14 protein-coding genes are annotated in these 14,599 nt (G+C 68.3%); 11 read left to right on the top strand and 3 right to left on the bottom strand.

Annotated features, from left to right (window positions below; genetic code table 11):
- The first annotated feature begins 77 nt into the window (after positions 1-77).
- On the top strand, positions 78-2,243 hold the full coding sequence (gene uvrB, locus AC07O8_RS20490; protein ID WP_495049779.1) for an excinuclease ABC subunit UvrB: 2,166 nt from the start codon (positions 78-80) through the stop codon (positions 2,241-2,243).
- A 2-nt stretch (positions 2,244-2,245) separates the two neighbouring features.
- Here uvrB and AC07O8_RS20495 read toward each other — a convergent pair whose 3' ends face one another.
- The 3 genes from AC07O8_RS20495 to AC07O8_RS20505 form a co-directional block, all read right to left on the bottom strand.
- Positions 2,246-3,928 (bottom strand): rhodanese-like domain-containing protein, encoded by a 1,683-nt coding sequence (locus AC07O8_RS20495; protein WP_495049780.1) that lies wholly within the window; start codon positions 3,926-3,928, stop codon positions 2,246-2,248.
- Between the two features lie 56 nt (positions 3,929-3,984).
- Positions 3,985-4,962 (bottom strand): aliphatic sulfonate ABC transporter substrate-binding protein, encoded by a 978-nt coding sequence (locus tag AC07O8_RS20500; RefSeq protein ID WP_495049781.1) that lies wholly within the window; start codon positions 4,960-4,962, stop codon positions 3,985-3,987.
- A gap of 126 nt (positions 4,963-5,088) precedes the next feature.
- A complete protein-coding gene (locus AC07O8_RS20505) occupies positions 5,089-5,253 on the bottom strand; it encodes a hypothetical protein (RefSeq protein ID WP_495049782.1) in 165 nt (54 codons plus the stop codon).
- A 449-nt stretch (positions 5,254-5,702) separates the two neighbouring features.
- Here AC07O8_RS20505 and AC07O8_RS20510 point away from each other — a divergent pair, with 449 nt between their 5' ends.
- The 10 genes from AC07O8_RS20510 to rpsO all read left to right on the top strand — a co-directional run bounded on the left by AC07O8_RS20510 (position 5,703) and on the right by rpsO (position 14,319).
- On the top strand, positions 5,703-6,236 hold the full coding sequence (locus AC07O8_RS20510) for a Fe-S cluster assembly transcription factor (protein WP_067273486.1): 534 nt from the start codon (positions 5,703-5,705) through the stop codon (positions 6,234-6,236).
- A gap of 68 nt (positions 6,237-6,304) precedes the next feature.
- Positions 6,305-7,525: an IscS subfamily cysteine desulfurase gene (locus tag AC07O8_RS20515; RefSeq protein ID WP_495049783.1), complete on the top strand. Its 1,221-nt coding sequence runs from the start codon at positions 6,305-6,307 to the stop codon at positions 7,523-7,525.
- 71 nt (positions 7,526-7,596) lie between these two features.
- Positions 7,597-8,013, top strand: coding sequence for a Fe-S cluster assembly scaffold IscU (gene iscU, locus AC07O8_RS20520; RefSeq protein WP_297532124.1), 417 nt, complete (start codon positions 7,597-7,599; stop codon positions 8,011-8,013).
- 8 nt (positions 8,014-8,021) lie between these two features.
- On the top strand, positions 8,022-8,345 hold the full coding sequence (gene iscA, locus AC07O8_RS20525; RefSeq protein WP_297532126.1) for an iron-sulfur cluster assembly protein IscA: 324 nt from the start codon (positions 8,022-8,024) through the stop codon (positions 8,343-8,345).
- A 143-nt stretch (positions 8,346-8,488) separates the two neighbouring features.
- Positions 8,489-9,010, top strand: coding sequence for a Fe-S protein assembly co-chaperone HscB (gene hscB / locus AC07O8_RS20530; RefSeq protein ID WP_495049784.1), 522 nt, complete (start codon positions 8,489-8,491; stop codon positions 9,008-9,010).
- 54 nt (positions 9,011-9,064) lie between these two features.
- Positions 9,065-10,933 (top strand): Fe-S protein assembly chaperone HscA, encoded by a 1,869-nt coding sequence (gene hscA, locus AC07O8_RS20535; protein WP_495049785.1) that lies wholly within the window; start codon positions 9,065-9,067, stop codon positions 10,931-10,933.
- Between the two features lie 58 nt (positions 10,934-10,991).
- Positions 10,992-11,330: an ISC system 2Fe-2S type ferredoxin gene (gene fdx, locus AC07O8_RS20540; protein WP_297532131.1), complete on the top strand. Its 339-nt coding sequence runs from the start codon at positions 10,992-10,994 to the stop codon at positions 11,328-11,330.
- Positions 11,331-11,402: 72 nt separating this feature from the next.
- Positions 11,403-12,461, top strand: a complete 1,059-nt coding sequence (tsaD, locus tag AC07O8_RS20545) for a tRNA (adenosine(37)-N6)-threonylcarbamoyltransferase complex transferase subunit TsaD (protein WP_495049786.1) — start codon at positions 11,403-11,405, stop codon at positions 12,459-12,461.
- A 50-nt stretch (positions 12,462-12,511) separates the two neighbouring features.
- Complete coding sequence (locus AC07O8_RS20550; protein WP_495049861.1) at positions 12,512-13,795, top strand: branched-chain amino acid ABC transporter substrate-binding protein; 1,284 nt, start codon at positions 12,512-12,514, stop codon at positions 13,793-13,795.
- Between the two features lie 254 nt (positions 13,796-14,049).
- Positions 14,050-14,319 carry a 30S ribosomal protein S15 gene (gene rpsO / locus AC07O8_RS20555; RefSeq protein WP_067273461.1) on the top strand — a complete coding sequence of 90 codons (270 nt, stop codon included), beginning with the start codon at positions 14,050-14,052 and terminating at the stop codon, positions 14,317-14,319.
- Positions 14,320-14,599: the final 280 nt, after the last annotated feature.

The following is a 14,599-nucleotide window of genomic DNA, read 5'->3' on the forward strand; positions in this document are numbered from 1 at the left end:
CCCGAGGCGCCTCCTGAGCGCCCAGCGAAGCCCGCCGATTGTAGGCAGGGAACATGCGTTGCCCCTGGGAAACCCTGATGAGCCGATCCACCGTCGCCAAGCCTGAAATTTCCGTCGCCAACGGGGAGAGACCTGCCTCGCCAGAGGCGGACGCCGCCAGCGCGGGCGAGCCGCCGAAGGGCGAATTCGTCTCTTTCGAAGGCTCTCCGTTCCAGCTCTTCCAGCCGTACCCGCCCGCGGGCGACCAGCCGGCGGCGATCCAGGGGCTGGTGGACGGCGTCAACGACGGCGAAAGCTTCCAGACGCTGCTGGGCGTGACGGGCTCCGGCAAGACCTTCACGATGGCCAACACGATCGCGCGGCTCGGACGCCCGGCCATCGTGTTCGCGCCCAACAAGACCCTGGCCGCGCAGCTGTACAGCGAGTTCCGCGAGTTCTTCCCGAAGAACGCCGTCGAGTACTTCGTCAGCTATTACGACTACTACCAGCCCGAGGCCTACGTCCCGCAGCGCGACCTGTTCATCGAGAAGGACAGCGCGATCAACGAGCAGATCGAGCAGCTGCGGCTGTCCTGCACGAAGAGCCTGCTCGAGCGGCGCGACGTGGTGATCGTGGCGTCGGTGTCGGCGATCTACGGCATCGGCAACCCGAGCGACTACCACCAGATGGTGATGACGCTGCGCGTGGGCGACAAGGTCGGCCAGCGCGACGTGATCCAGCAGCTGGCGCGCATGCAGTACACGCGCAACGAGATGGAATTCACCCGCGGCCACTTCCGCGTGCGCGGCGACACGATCGACGTGTTCCCGGCGGAGCACTCGGAGCTGGCGCTTCGGATCGAGCTCTTCGACGACGAGGTCGAGGGGCTGGTGCTCTTCGATCCGCTGACCGGCCAGATCCGGCAGAAGATCCCGCGCTTCACGGTCTATCCCTCGAGCCACTACGTGACGCCGCGCGACCGCGTGGTCGCCGCGATCGAGACGATCAAGGAGGAACTGCGCGAGCGCGTCGCCTTCTTCATCAAGGAGGGCAAGCTGGTCGAGGCCCAGCGGCTGGAGCAGCGTACGCGTTTCGACCTGGAGATGCTCCAGGAGGTCGGCCATTGCAAGGGCATCGAGAACTACACGCGCCACCTGTCGCAGGCCGCGCCGGGCGATCCGCCGCCGACGCTGGTGGACTATCTCCCGCCCGACGCGCTGATGTTCCTGGACGAGAGCCACGTGCTGATCGGCCAGTTCGGTGGCATGTACAACGGCGACCGGGCGCGCAAGAGCACGCTGGTCGAGTACGGCTTCAGACTGCCGTCGGCGATGGACAACCGGCCGCTGAAGTTCGAGGAGTACGAGCGCAAGATGCGCCAGGCCATCTTCGTCAGCGCGACGCCGGGCGAGTACGAGAAGCGTCAGGCCGGCAACGTCGTCGAGCAGTTGGTGAGGCCGACGGGACTGGTGGATCCGATCGTCGAGGTGAGACCGGCCGTGCACCAGGTCGACGACGTGCTGCAGGAGATCCGCGACCGGGTCGAGATCCGGGAACGCGTGCTGATCACGACGCTGACCAAGCGCATGGCCGAGCAGTTGACCGAGTACCTCAGCGACAACGGCGTGAAGGTGCGCTACCTGCACTCGGACATCGACACCGTCGAGCGGGTGGAGATCCTGCGCGACCTGCGGCTCGGGACCTTCGACGTGCTGGTGGGCATCAACCTGCTGCGCGAGGGCCTGGACATTCCCGAGGTGTCGCTGGTGGCGATCCTGGACGCGGACAAGGAAGGTTTCCTGCGCGCCGAACGCAGCCTGATCCAGACGATCGGGCGGGCGGCCCGGAACGTGAACGGCAAGGCGATCCTGTATGCGGACCGCATGACCGAGTCGATGAAGAAGGCGATCGGCGAGACCGAACGCCGACGTGCCAAGCAGGTGGAGTTCAACGCGGCCAACGGCATCACGCCGCGCGGCGTCGTCAAGCGCATCCGCGACCTGATCGACGGCGTCTACAGCGACAAGCCGGGCCGCGACGACGCCAAGGTGATCCACGATGCCGCCGAAGTCGAGGCGCTGAGCGAGAAGGACCTGAGCAAGCGCATCACGCAGCTGGAGAAGCAGATGCTGGAGCACGCGCGCAACCTGGAGTTCGAGAAGGCCGCGCGCCTGCGCGACCAGCTGTCTCAGCTCAAGGAACAGGCCTTCGGCGCGGCCGTGCACGACAACGTCGTGCCGATCTCGGCCGGCAAAGGGAAGTAGGACTAGTCCTCGATCACGCGGAAGAAGTGCGTCCCGTCGCGCTCGAGCTGGGCGATCAATCCGAACTCCCAGTCGAGGTAGGCCTGCATCGCGTCGCGCGGGTGATTCGTGCCTTCGTAAGGCCGGCGGTAGCGGTCGTCGCGCGGGAAGGCCAGGCGCGGATTGGCGGATTCGATCGGCAGTCCCGCGTCGTACCAGGCCGTCGTGCCGCCCTCGAGCACCAGCAGTTCGCGTCCCTCCGAGGCCAACTCCGCGGCGAGGTCCGCAGCCACGAAGCGCGGCAGCACGCCCAGGTTGCCGGTGAGCACGACGCGGCGCGCCGGCGGGATCACGTTGCGGAGTGCGTCGGCGAGCCGCGCCCGGGGGCTCCACCAGGCGCCGGGGATGTGGCGGACGATGTAGGTGATGCTCGGCGCCACGTCGACGATCACCGTGTCCGGCCGCTCCTGATCCACCTCCTCGGCTCGCCAGCGGGCGAGCTCCGCGGGCGTGACGGTCGCGACCGTCGGCGAGAGCGGCTGCGGCGGCAGGTCGGGGCCGGTCTCGGTGTGGGCGGCGGCGTCGGGCGGCAGCACGGCGACCTCCCAACCCATCTGAGCCAGCCAGGCCGCCGCCATCGGCGCGCGGATGCCGTCGTCGTCGGCCAGCACGATGCGGGCGCCGCGCACCGGCACGTGGTGATCGGTCTCCTGGACGAGTTGTCCGCCCGCGGCGTTGCGGAAACCGGGGCGATGGCCGCGACCGTACTCGACGGCGCTGCGCACATCGAATCGGTAGGTCGACCGTCGGGCATCAGCCAGCCATTCCGCGAGGACCGAGCCGTCGATGCGCTGGACGTGCGCCCGGCGGGCGAGGGCTGCCGCGCCTTCCCGGGCGGCGCTCAGATCGCCGAGCGGCACATCCTCGTGCGAGCGGCCCTGGCCCTGCGCCAGCGCGAGGCCGGCGAGCGTCCATCCGATCGTCCCGTTTCGCAGCGCCGCGACGGGATTCGGCACGCCGGCGTCGATCAGCGATTGCGCGCCGATCAGGCTGCGCGTCCGACCCGCGCAGTGCACGACGATCGTCGTCGACGGGTCCGGCGCGAGGTCGCGCGCGCGGCGCACCAGCTCGCCGCCGGGCGTGCTGATCGAGCCGGGCAGGCTCATCGTCCGGTATTCGTCGAAGCGTCGGGCGTCCAGCAGCACGACGTTGTCGCGACGAACGAGTCGCTCCTGGACCTCTTCCGCCGGCAGCGACGGCGTGTGCCGACGTGCTTCGACGAGCTCGCCGAACGCCTTGCTCGGCACGTTGACGTCGCGGAAAAGTTCCAGGCCGTCGTCGCGCCACGCGCTCAGGCCGCCCGCGAGCAGGGCGACGTCGGTGTAGCCGAGCGACTGCAGCTTGCGCGCCGACGCCGCCGCAACGCCTTCGCCGTCGTCGTAGACGACGATGGGCACGTCACGCCGGGGCAGGCGGCCCCATGCGTCCAGTTCCAGCCGCGAGGCCGCCAGGTTGGCGGCCCACAGCGGATGGGCCTCGGCGTAGGCGGCTTCCTCGCGGACGTCGAGCAGCGCGATCTCCACGCGCGCCAGCAACGCGGCGCGGACGTCGGCGGGCGTGCGGATCGGCAGCGGCGCGGGGTGCTTAGGGACCGGCGGACGGGACAGCTCCTGGGCGGCTCCCGTGTCGGAGTTCAGGACGGACATGGCGTTGCTCCTTGCGATCGGACCGGGGCGGTGCGGGTCGGGGGTCGGGGCGGTATTCAAGCCGGGCGCCAGACGGGCGATTCCTGGATCGCGATGCGGCGCGGCAGGATCTGCGCGCCGCTGAAGGCGTCGGCGATGCGCTGCTGCTCGGACAGCGATTCCGCGTCGACCGCGCGGACCGCATAACTGCGGCGCTCGTTGGCGGCGGCGACGATCGAAGCGTCGAGACCGAGCACCGGCGCATGCCACTCGGCTGCTGCGCCGGGGTTCTTCTTCACCCAGTCGCCGGCACGCTGAAGTTCGTCGTAGACGCGCTGGAGCACGTCCGGGTTCTGCTGTGCGAACGCGGTCGCCGCCAGGTAGAAGCGCCGGTAGGCCGCGATGCGCGTGCCGTCGACCAGGATGCGCGCCCCGGACTGGCGCTGCACGGCCGCCAGGAACGGATCCCAGACGACCCAGGCGGCGATGGCGCCGTTCTCGAAGGCGGAACGGCCGTCGGCGGGAGTGAGGTAGGCGGGTTCGATGTCGCGGATCGACAGGCCGGCTTGGCTCAGTGCTTCCAGCAGCAGGTAATGCGCGCCAGCGCCTTTGGCGAAGCCGATCTTCCTGCCCTTCAACTGCGCGACGCTGGTGATCGGCGAATCCTTGCGGACGACGATGGCCTGCGCGGTGGGCGAGGGCGTCTCGATGGCGTAATAGGTGAGCTTGGCGCCGGCGGCGAGCGCAAACGGCGGGACGGCGTCGGCCACGTCGGCGCTGAGGTCGAGCGCGCCGATGTTGAGCGCCTCGAGCAGCGGCAGGCCGGAGGTGAACTCATGCCAACTGACGGTGACCTGGTGAGGCGCCAGCGCCTTCTCCAGGACGCCGCGCGACTTGAGGAAGAGCGTCAGCGTGCTGGATTTCTGGTAGCCGATGCGCAGGGTCTTGGCCTCGGCGGCGCGGACAGGAAGCGCGGGCAGGGCGGTCGCTCCGGCGAGGGCGGCGGCCTGGGTCAGCCAGCGGCGGCGGGAGGTCTGGATACGCGGAGAAACCATGGCAGCGGACTCGAAGTCGAGCGTGAAACAGGGGAACGCTGCAGGCTACGGATCCGGACCAGGGAGAGGAAGGAAGCAAAGCGAGGATCGATACACGCGCTCTGCTTCGGCGCTGCCGACGGGACGTCAGCCGGCCTGCGGAGCGTTGCGCTCCGGTTTGGTGTCGGAGACCGGCGAGGGCGGAACCTCCGTCTTCAAGGCCCACTCCAGCAGCGCCGCGGTCTTCTCGTCGCCGAGGTCGATCAATTGCAGACGCGCGGCGCGGACGGTTTCGATTTGCGAGAGGCTCATGGCTGGACTCCAGGGTGGGGATGACCGGTTGATCAGCAAATTCTGATCCCAGGCGGATGACTTGCTGAAGGCGATTCGATGAACCCTGCCAAGACCACGCCCGAAAAGGGGGCTATGAGCTCCGCGATCAACGGGGGCGCGCGCTTCGCACCGATGATTTCGAGCGCTTCGATCTCCCGGCCGCCATGGTCGGCGGCCATCTGCGGGAGCTTCGCCGCCGCTGCCCTGCTGCGCTGCAGCACCGGATTTCCCTGCTTCCGGGGGAGATCGAGGTACCCGATGCAGGCCCCCTCGACCCCTGTCCGGGGTAACCCGAGCAAGCTTCTTCTTAATTGAGTAAAATGGTCGGACTTAGCCGGGGTTAACCCTGCTCCGGGAGTCGACCCGGCGTCAGCCGAGCCACCGCCTCCATGTCCTGTAGCCCGACAAGGGCGCCAAGGAGAAGTTCGATGCGTCTCACCACCAAAGGTCGTTTTGCCGTCACCGCGATGATCGATCTGGCCCTGCGCGAAAACGGCGGGCCCGTCGCGCTGGCGGCGATCAGCCAGCGCCAGCAGATCTCGCTGTCCTATCTCGAACAGCTGTTCGGCAAGCTGCGCCGCCACCAACTGGTCGAATCCACCCGCGGTCCCGGCGGTGGTTATTCGCTGGGCCGCCGTTCCGATGAGATCACCGTCGCCGACATCATCGTCGCCGTCGACGAGCCCATCGACGCCACCGGCTGCGGCGGCAAGGAAAACTGCATGGGCGATGACACCGGCCGCTGCATCACGCACGACCTGTGGACGGCGCTCAACAACAAGATGATCGAGTACCTCGACTCGGTCACGCTGCGCAAGCTCGTCGACGACCAGCTCGCCAAGGGCGTCACCGTCGAGGAAGCGCCGATCAAGCGCGCCATCTCGAGCACCCCCGTCGTCAAGCCCATCCGCATCACCGCGCCGAATTCCGTGTTCGCGCTCGGCAATGCGATGAGCAAGTGATCCCGGCCCTCCGGTCCACCCCGGTCCGCGTCACCCCGATTCAGTAGTCGATAAGAAAAAACGTTCCCATGGACATGACCCCGCACTTCCCCATCTACATGGACTACGGCGCCACCACGCCGGTGGACCCGCGCGTCGTCGACGCGATGATTCCGTGGCTGCGCGAGCACTTCGGCAATCCGGCGTCGCGCAGTCACGCGTGGGGCTGGGAGGCGGAAGAGGCCGTGGAAAAGGCGCGCGTCGAAGTCGCCAAGCTGATCGGCGCGGACCCGCGCGAGATCGTCTGGACCTCCGGCGCAACGGAGTCGAACAACCTCGCCATCAAGGGCGCGGCCAACTTCTACCAGTCGCGCGGCAAGCACCTGATCACCGTCAAGACCGAGCACAAGGCCGTGCTCGACACGACGCGTGAGCTGGAGCGCCAGGGCTTCGAGGTCACCTACCTCGACGTCCAGGAGGACGGCCTGATCGACCTGGACGTGCTGAAGGCGGCCATCCGTCCCGACACGATCCTGATCTCGGTGATGTTCGTGAACAACGAGATCGGCGTGATCCAGGACATCCCGACCATCGGCGCGCTGTGCCGCGAGAAGGGCATCGTCTTCCACGTCGACGCCGCGCAGGCCACCGGCAAGGTCGAGATCGACCTGGCCACGCTGCCCGTCGACCTGATGAGCCTAGCCTCGCACAAGTCCTACGGCCCCAAGGGCATCGGCGCGCTGTACGTGCGCCGCAAGCCGCGCGTGCGCCTGGAAGCGCAGATGCACGGCGGCGGACATGAGCGCGGCCTGCGTTCGGGCACCTTGCCGACGCACCAGATCGTCGGCATGGGCGAAGCCTTCCGCATCGCCCGCGAGGAAATGGCCGCCGAGCTGCCCCGCATCAAGGCGCTGCAGCAACGGCTGCTGGACGGGCTGAAGGACATCGAGCAGGTGTTCATCAACGGCGACCTGACCCGCCGCGTGCCCCACAACGTCAACGCCTCGTTCAACTACGTCGAGGGCGAGTCTCTGATCATGGGCATCAAGGGCATCGCCGTGTCGTCGGGCTCGGCCTGCACGTCCGCGAGCCTGGAACCGAGCTACGTGCTGCGCGCGCTGGGCCGCAGCGACGAGCTGGCGCATTCCTCGCTGCGCATGACGATCGGCCGCTTCACGACCGAAGAGGAAATCGACTACGCCGTCTCGCTGCTGAAGGACCGGGTCGCCAAGCTGCGCGAACTGTCCCCGCTGTGGGACATGTACAAGGAAGGCGTCGACATCAGCACCATCCAATGGGCAGCGCATTGAGCGCCCCTCATTGATTGCGGCGGATTGATCGCCATCTGATCATTACGAACAAAGTTGTTGGAGAACGAGACATGGCATACAGCGACAAGGTCATCGACCACTACGAAAACCCCCGCAACGTGGGCGGCTTCGACAAGGGCGACGAGTCCGTCGGCACCGGCATGGTCGGCGCGCCGGCCTGCGGCGACGTGATGAAGCTCCAGATCAAGGTCAATCCCGCGACCGGCCTGATCGAGGACGCCAAGTTCAAGACCTACGGCTGCGGCTCGGCCATCGCGTCGAGCTCGCTGGTCACCGAGTGGGTCAAGGGCAAGACCCTGGACCAGGCGCTGACCATCAAGAACAACCAGATCGCGGAAGAGCTGGCCCTGCCGCCGGTGAAGATCCACTGCTCGATCCTGGCCGAGGACGCCATCAAGGCCGCGGTGGACGACTACCGCGCCAAGCACGGTCAGCACGCCGAGGCTGGCGCGACCGCCAGCGCCTGAGGTCCGCGATGTCCGTCACCCTGACCGAAGCCGCCGCCCGGCACGTCACGCGCTACATCGCCAAGCGCGGTCGTGGCGTGGGCGTGCGCCTGGGCGTGAAGACCACCGGCTGCTCGGGCCTGGCCTACAAGCTGGAGTACGCGGACGACGTGGCCCCGGAGGATGTGATCTTCGAAGGCCATGGCGTGAAGGTGCTGATCGACCCGAAGAGCCTGCCTTACCTGGACGGCACCGAGTTGGACTTCGTCCGCGAGGGCCTGAACGAGGGCTTCAAGTTCCGCAATCCGCGTGAGAAGGACCGCTGCGGCTGCGGCGAATCCTTCCGAGTCTGAATGTCGGCCCCCGGGCCGGGCGTTGCCCGTCCCGCCCCCCCGAGGGGGCCGCAAGAAACCTTGGGGCGGCCCGGCGGTTCCTTGCGGGCTGCTTCGACACCACCGAGCGGCGCGGCCAGAAGCCGCGCTTTTTCTTTGCCATCGTGAAACTCGACGACGACGACTTCATCCTCTTCGGACTGCCGCAGCGCTTCGCGCAGGACGGCGCCGAGATCGCCGAGCGCTGGAAGGCGCTCGCGGCCAAGGTGCATCCCGACCGCTTCGCCGCCGACGGCGCGGCGTCGCAGCGCCTGGCGATGCAGTGGGCGCTGCGCGTCAACGAGGCGCATCAGCGCCTGCGTGATCCGCTCAAGCGCGCGTCCTACCTCTGCGAATTGCGCGGCGCGCCGATCCAGGCCAACGAGAACACCCGCATGCCCGCGGCGTTCCTGATGGAGCAGATGGAATGGCGGGAGTCGCTCGACGAGGCGAAGACGCCCGACGCGATCCTGGCCATCGACAAGCAGGTCGCGGACCGCGAACGCGCGCTGCTGGCGCAGGCCGGCCGCCAGCTCGACGGCGAGGGCAATGCCGCCGGCGCCGCCGAGTCGGTGCGCGCGCTGATGTTCCTGACGCGTTTCCGCTCGGACATCGACCATCGGCTCGATACGCTTGAGCACTCCTGAGGCGGTACCGCCCGGGACCGCCTCATCGACATCCGAAGAACAAGACAACACACCATGGCCCTGCTGCAAATCTCCGAACCCGGCGCGTCGCCCGATCCCCATCAGCGCCGCATCGCGGTGGGCATCGACCTCGGCACGACGCATTCGCTGGTGGCGTCGGTGCGCCACGGCGTCGCCGAGTGCCTGCCGGACGACCAGGGTCGCGTGATCCTGCCGTCGGCCGTGCGCGTGATGCCGGAAGGCCGTCGCCAGTTCGGCTACGACGCGCTCGCCGCGCAGGCCGAGGATCCGGAGAACACCATCGTCTCGGTGAAGCGCTTCATGGGCCGGCGCCTCGACGACATCGCCAACCGCGACAAGCTCCCGTACCGCTTCGAGGACACGCCCGGCATGCTGAGCGTGCTCACGCGCGAAGGCCTGAAGTCGCCGGTCGAGATCAGTGCGGAGATCCTGGCCACGCTGCGCCAGCGCGCCGAGGATACGTTCAACGACGACCTGTTCGGCGCCGTGATCACGGTGCCCGCTTACTTCGACGACGCGCAGCGTCAGGCGACCAAGGACGCGGCGCAGCTCGCGGGCCTGAACGTGCTGCGCCTGATCAACGAGCCCACCGCCGCCGCGATCGCCTACGGGCTCGACACCGGCAACGAGGGCCTCTATGCCGTCTACGACCTGGGCGGCGGCACCTTCGACATCTCGCTGCTGCGCCTGACGAAGGGCGTGTTTGAAGTCGTCGCGACCGGCGGCGATGCGCAGCTCGGCGGCGACGATTTCGATCGCCTGCTGGCCGATTGGGCGCTGGCGCAGGCGGGCCTGAGTGTGAGCAGCGCAGCGGACAAGCGCCGCGTGCTGGTTGCTGCTCGCGAAGCCAAGGAATCGCTGACCAACCACGAGCGCGTGACGCTGAGCGCCGCGCTCGACGCCGGCGCGCTGAACATCGAGGTCTCGCGCGGCCAGTTCGACGAGCTGGCGCAGCCGCTGGTCAACAAGACGCTGCTGGCCGTGCGCCGCGTGCTGCGCGACGCCAAGGTCGCCGCGGAGGACGTCCAGGGCACGGTGATGGTCGGCGGTTCCACGCGCATGCCGATCGTGCGCCGCGTCGTCGGCGAGCTGTTCGGCCGCGAGGTCCTGACCGATCTGAATCCTGATGAAGTCGTCGCGCTGGGCGCCTCCGTCCAGGCCAATCAACTGGCCGGCAACAGCTCGGACGGCGAGATCCTGCTGCTGGACGTGATCCCGCTGTCGCTGGGTCTGGAGACCATGGGCGGTCTGGTCGAGCGCATCATCGAGCGCAACGCCACGATCCCCGTGGCCAAGGCGCAGGACTTCACCACCTTCAAGGACGGCCAGACCGCGCTGGCGGTGCACGTGCTTCAAGGCGAGCGCGAGCTGGTGAGCGAGTGCCGCTCGCTGGCGCGCTTCGAACTGCGCGGCATTCCGCCGATGGTGGCGGGCGCCGCGCGCATCCGCGTGACCTTCCAGGTCGACGCCGACGGCCTGCTGAGCGTCTCCGCGCGCGAGCTGGGCTCCGGCGTCGAGGCGGCGGTGCAGGTCAAGCCGAGCTACGGCCTGTCCGACGACCAGATCGCGACCATGCTGCGCGAGGGTTTCGCCAGCGCCGAGGGCGACATGGTGGCCCGCAAGCTGCGCGAAGCGCGGGTCGACGCCGAGCGGATGATCCTCGCGACGCAGTCCGCGCTGCGTGCCGACGGCGACCTGCTCAGCGACGCTGAACGCGCCGAGATCGCCGCGCTGCAGACGGACCTGCTCGCGAAGGCGCAGGCCGACGACGCGGTCGCGAACGCCGATGCGATCGACGCCGCCGTCGAGGCGCTGGCCAAGGGCACCGAGGCCTTCGCCGCCGCGCGCATGAACCGCGGCATCCAGCAGGCCCTCACCGGCCGCAGCATCGATCAGGTCTGATCGCAAGCCGACGCCCAGCCGGAAAAGCTCAGCTCGCCCGCCTCAAGGACTCCTCCCCATGCCCGTCATCAAGATCCTTCCCCATCCCGAATACGCGCCCGAGGGCAAGTCGATCGAGGCCCCCTCCGGCACGACGATCTGCGAAGCGCTGCTGGACAACCACATCGACATCGAACACGCCTGCGACCAGGTCTGCGCCTGCACGACCTGCCACGTGATCGTGCGCGAGGGCTTCGCGTCGCTGTCCGAGATGGAAGAGAACGAGGAAGACATGCTGGACCGCGCCTGGGGCCTGGAGCCCAACTCGCGCCTGTCCTGCCAGGCGATCCTCTCCAACAAGGACGTGACGGTCGAGATCCCGAAGTACTCGATCAACCACGCCAAGGAGAACCATTGATCGCTGCGGCCGGCTTCGCCGGCCCGGCGGCGGTTCGCGGCGACTTTCCAGGCATCCTGAACGGCTGATCCCATGCGCGTCCTCGGCATCGAATCCTCCTGCGACGAAACCGGCGTGGCGCTGGTCGACGCGTCCGGCGACGGCGTGCCGACGCTGCTCGCGCACGCGTTGCACAGCCAGATCACGATGCACCAGGCCTACGGCGGCGTCGTGCCCGAGCTGGCCTCGCGCGACCACATCCGCCGCGTGCTGCCGCTGACCCGCGAGGTGCTCGCGGGCGCCGGGCTGTCGCTCGCGGACGTCGACGTCGTCGCCTACACGCAGGGGCCGGGTCTTGCCGGCGCGCTGCTGGTCGGTGCCGGCGTCGCCGCATCGCTGGGCGCGGCACTCGATCGGCCGGTGATGGGCATCCACCACCTCGAAGGCCATCTGCTGTCGCCGTTCCTCTCGGCGGATCCGCCGGAGTTCCCTTTCGTCGCCCTGCTGGTGTCCGGCGGCCACACGCAGCTGATGCGTGTCGACGACGTCGGCAGCTACGAGCTGCTCGGCGAAACCATCGACGACGCCGCCGGCGAAGCCTTCGACAAGTCGGCCAAGCTGCTCGGCCTGCCGTATCCGGGTGGTCCGCATCTGTCGAAGCTGGCGGAGCAGGGGAATTCGGAAGCCTTCGCGCTGCCACGCCCGCTGATGCACAGCGGCAAGCCGGATTTCAGTTTCGCCGGTCTGAAGACGGCGGTGCTGACGCAGGTCCGCAAGCTCGAAGCGCAGCCCGGCGGCATCACCGAAGTGCAGCGCGCCGATCTCGCCGCATCGACGCAGGCCGCGATCGTCGAGGTGCTGGTCAAGAAGGCGCTGCTGGCGCTGAAGGAGACCGGCCTGAAGCGCCTGGTCGTGGCGGGAGGCGTCGGCGCCAACAAGCGCCTGCGCGAGCAACTGGATGCGGCCTGCGAGAAGCGGCGCGTGCGCGTCCACTATCCCGAGCTGCACCTGTGCACGGACAACGGCGCCATGATCGCGCTCGCGGCCGGCCTGCGCCTGCAGCGTGACATGGCCAACCTCACGCGCGGCGGCGGCTTCGAGGTCAAGCCGCGCTGGGACCTGTCGCAACTCGCCGGCCCGGCCCAGCTCTGATGCGTTGGACGAGAAGGGCGGTGGTCGCCTTGACCGCCGCGATGGCCGTCATGTCCGCGCTGACGGCGGACGTCGTGCTGGCTCAAACGGTGCCGGCACCGGCCCCGATGGGCGTTGCTGGCATCGCCTCCCCGCCTCCGATCCGGCTCGCGTTGATCGAAGGGCTGTCCGGTCCGCTCGGCAACGGCGGCGAGACAGTGTTCCGCAACCTCATCTGGGCGACCGAGCGCGTCAACGCCCGCGGCGGCGTGAAGTTGCCGGGTGGCGCGCGCCGGTTGGAGATCGTCCGCTTCGACAGCAAGGGCTCCGTCGAGGAGTCGCTGTCGATGCTGCGCGCGGCGACGGACCAGCGCATTCCGGTGGTCCTCCAGGGCAACAGTTCCGCCGTCGCGAGCGCGCTGATCGGCGCGCTCGATCGGCACAACGCGCGCGAGCCCGACCGTCGCGCGCTGTTCCTCAACTACGCGGCCGTCGATCCGGCGCTGACCGGCGCCCAGTGCAGCTTCTGGCACTTCCGTTTCGACGCGCACACCGACATGCGGCTGGCCGCGCTGATCGAGGTGATCGCCCAGGATCGGCGCCTCAAGCGGCTGTACCTGATCGGGCAGGACTACAGCTTCGGCCAGCACTTGCGCGAGCAGGCGAGGGCGATGCTGACCCAGCGCCGTCCCGACCTGGAAATCGTCGGCGACGAGCTTCATCCGCTCGGCCGCGTGAAGGACTTTCTGCCTTACGCGACCAAGATCCGCGCCAGCGGCGCCCAGGCGGTGCTCACCGGCAACTGGGGCAACGACCTGACGCTGCTGATCAAGGCGGCGAAGGACATCGGGCTCGACGCGCGCTTCTACACCTTCTATGGCAATGCGCTGGGCGTGCCCAGCGTGCTGGGCGAGGCGGGCGTCGACCGCGTGCTGGCGGTGGCTGAGTGGCACCCGAACGTCGGCACGGCGGACTCGGAGCGCTTCTACGCCGCGTTCCGCCAGCGTTTCCCGAAGCCGGAGCACGACTACCTCCATGCGCGGATGCAGCTCATGATCGAGATGCTGGTCGCCGCGATGGAGCAGGCGGGGACGGCCGATCCGAAGGCGATCGCGCTGGCGTTGGAGGGGCTGCGGCTGGACGGTCGGCCGCTCGACGTGGCGCACCAGGGCTGGATGCGGCCTGCGGATCATCAACTCCAGCAGCCGCTGTACGTCAGCATCATGCGTCGCGCCGGCGAGGCCGGGACCCCGCATGACAACGAAGGTTCGGGGTACGGCTTCCGTACCTTGCGCTTCCTCGACGCTGCCCAGGCGGCGCGGCCGTCCGCCTGCCGGATGGTGCGCCCCGGCTGAGCCCGCCGTCCGTGAGTCATCCGCCGGGCACGGTTCGCCGGATGGGGTGCCAATCGGATATACTCCGTGGGTTTTTCGCCAGCTCCCGGGGTCAGTTCCAGGACCATCCCCACGAGCGGCGGGACGCAATCAGCACGACACGGGTCGGTTTCACCTGTGATCGCAAGTCAAACCTCGGAAACCGTCAGCGCACTCGACGCCTTCACTGGCATGCCGGCGGACCTTCCGAATCATTCCGGAACAAGGAACGCATCATGTCCAGCTTCGACCAAAACAAGGCCGAGATCGTCAAGGCCAACGCGCGCAGCGCCAACGACACCGGCTCGCCGGAAGTGCAAGTCGCCCTGCTGACCGCGCGCATCAACGAACTGACCCCCCACTTCAAGCTGCACGCCAAGGACCACCACGGCCGTCGCGGTCTGCTGAAGATGGTCAACGCGCGCAAGAGCCTGCTGTCCTACCTGAAGAAGAAGGACGCCGACCGTTACACCGCCCTGATCCAGAAGCTGGGTCTGCGCAAGTAATCGGCGCATGAAAGCAAAGAGCCTGATTGGTCTGACTCCAACAGGCTCTTTGTCGTTTCTGCGTGCTTTCAGCGTGCTGTCGGCCGGAGTGTTCCGGCAGGCGGCCCGACCGGTCGGTGGACCGGTCACACAACGGAGTTGAACTGACGTGGCGCCGATGTGTCATTCCAAAGCGATTGCAATGCGTTCGCCGGCGGCAGCCGGGACCTGCAGCCGCTCTGGAATGGCATCCCGCCAAACCCAGTTTCACTCCCGGTCCTTGTGCCGCACCGTGAGCGGC

It is taken from the genome of Roseateles sp. GW821-FHT09G09 (assembly GCF_059415965.1).

Coding starts and splice junctions, on each gene's coding strand:
- iscU (WP_297532124.1), top strand. CDS start 7,597: ATGGCATACAGCGACAAGGTCATCGACCACTACGAAAACCCCCGCAAC.
- AC07O8_RS20495 (WP_495049780.1), bottom strand. CDS start 3,928: ATGTCCGTCCTGAACTCCGACACGGGAGCCGCCCAGGAGCTGTCCCGT.
- iscA (WP_297532126.1), top strand. CDS start 8,022: ATGTCCGTCACCCTGACCGAAGCCGCCGCCCGGCACGTCACGCGCTAC.
- AC07O8_RS20515 (WP_495049783.1), top strand. CDS start 6,305: ATGGACATGACCCCGCACTTCCCCATCTACATGGACTACGGCGCCACC.
- AC07O8_RS20510 (WP_067273486.1), top strand. CDS start 5,703: ATGCGTCTCACCACCAAAGGTCGTTTTGCCGTCACCGCGATGATCGAT.
- tsaD (WP_495049786.1), top strand. CDS start 11,403: ATGCGCGTCCTCGGCATCGAATCCTCCTGCGACGAAACCGGCGTGGCG.
- AC07O8_RS20505 (WP_495049782.1), bottom strand. CDS start 5,253: ATGAGCCTCTCGCAAATCGAAACCGTCCGCGCCGCGCGTCTGCAATTG.
- AC07O8_RS20500 (WP_495049781.1), bottom strand. CDS start 4,962: ATGGTTTCTCCGCGTATCCAGACCTCCCGCCGCCGCTGGCTGACCCAG.
- uvrB (WP_495049779.1), top strand. CDS start 78: ATGAGCCGATCCACCGTCGCCAAGCCTGAAATTTCCGTCGCCAACGGG.
- fdx (WP_297532131.1), top strand. CDS start 10,992: ATGCCCGTCATCAAGATCCTTCCCCATCCCGAATACGCGCCCGAGGGC.
- AC07O8_RS20550 (WP_495049861.1), top strand. CDS start 12,512: ATGTCCGCGCTGACGGCGGACGTCGTGCTGGCTCAAACGGTGCCGGCA.
- hscA (WP_495049785.1), top strand. CDS start 9,065: ATGGCCCTGCTGCAAATCTCCGAACCCGGCGCGTCGCCCGATCCCCAT.
- rpsO (WP_067273461.1), top strand. CDS start 14,050: ATGTCCAGCTTCGACCAAAACAAGGCCGAGATCGTCAAGGCCAACGCG.